General features: G+C 44.1%; 1 protein-coding gene. It reads right to left on the minus strand.

Annotated features, from left to right (window positions below; translation table 11 throughout):
- Positions 1 to 1,201: SabA family sialic acid-binding adhesin (locus QT74_RS07835; protein ID WP_033765918.1), on the minus strand; the 1,201-nt coding region annotated here is incomplete at both ends.

A 1,201-nucleotide genomic window follows, 5' to 3' on the forward strand; every position in this document is an offset into this window, starting at 1 on the left:
GTTTTTAAGATTTGTTATCGTTTGTCCTACATACGCGCAACCTGCTCCCCAAGTGTTAGAAGTTGTCTGGCCTGGATTGGTGCCACGACGCTCGCCCCCTTGCACTTCATAACACACCCCTAAAGAGTCATTTACAAAGGCTTTAGGGATTTTTTCAAAGTTTTTCACCACTTGTTCGGCTTGGTTCAAAATCTCCGCTTGGGCTTGCGCGTTTTTAAGCATGCTTTCAGCAAAACTAGCGTCTGTGTATGGGTTGAATGGTTTTCCAGTGTCTAGGCTGTTTTGATTTTGCGTGTTTTCACTAACGATTTTGGCTTGCGCGACAGCTTCTTGCGCGTTAGCGATCATGCCTTGGATCGCGCTGATTTCATTGGCAAACATCCCACACATTGTCCCATTGCCGCTTATCCCTGCCCAATAATCGCTACCACCATTTTGGAAGTTTGGGCATGCGCTATTTAGGGTAGTGATAATGATGCTCGCTTGTTTTAAAAGCTCTTGAGCGCTATTGGTTGTATTGATCTGTTCTGTTGTTGATGTTCCTTTCGTGTCTATCCACAAGGTTGAAATAGCTTTCCCATGACTCCATGAGTATATTAATGGATCATTTGGTTTGCCACCCGTTCTTTTGTCTCCACTGATAGTAAAATCAAGTTTTGTGGTGGTGTCGCTCAAAACTGGGATCCCATCTCCATTAGATCCATTGGCTGTCAAAGCCTTTTGAATGATTTGATAAGCCTTGTTGATGATCGCATAATTTTTAGTGGATATTGGTCCGCCATGTCCTGGCTCATAATACGAATTGCAAGTGATGGTCGTCGTATTTTGTCCTGGCACATTATTAAAAGTTTGGATACCTCCATTTGCGCTCTCATTGCTGCCAGGACCACAAGCGGTAAAAGCGTAGCTTGTAACTTGCCACAACCCTACTGCAGCGTTCAATGCTAAAAGCACCGCTTGATAGGCGGGGGAATTGGCTTTGACATCTAGCAAATTCTTAGCGCTTGAGCCTAGATTATCCCTTGCGTCGTTGACAGCGCTCGGATCGGAGGATAGCTTTACAAGGGTGTTTAGGGTGTTGTAATTACTTAAAAGATTGTTTAACTTTTCATAATTTTCTGAAAGCTGTTGAATGCCTTTGGTGTTTTTCACCATTTGAGCGGCTTCACCGATTTGATAGCCCGCGCTCATGTAAAAGCCG

It is taken from the genome of Helicobacter pylori SA213A (assembly GCF_000476275.1).
Lineage (GTDB): Bacteria > Campylobacterota > Campylobacteria > Campylobacterales > Helicobacteraceae > Helicobacter > Helicobacter pylori_CL.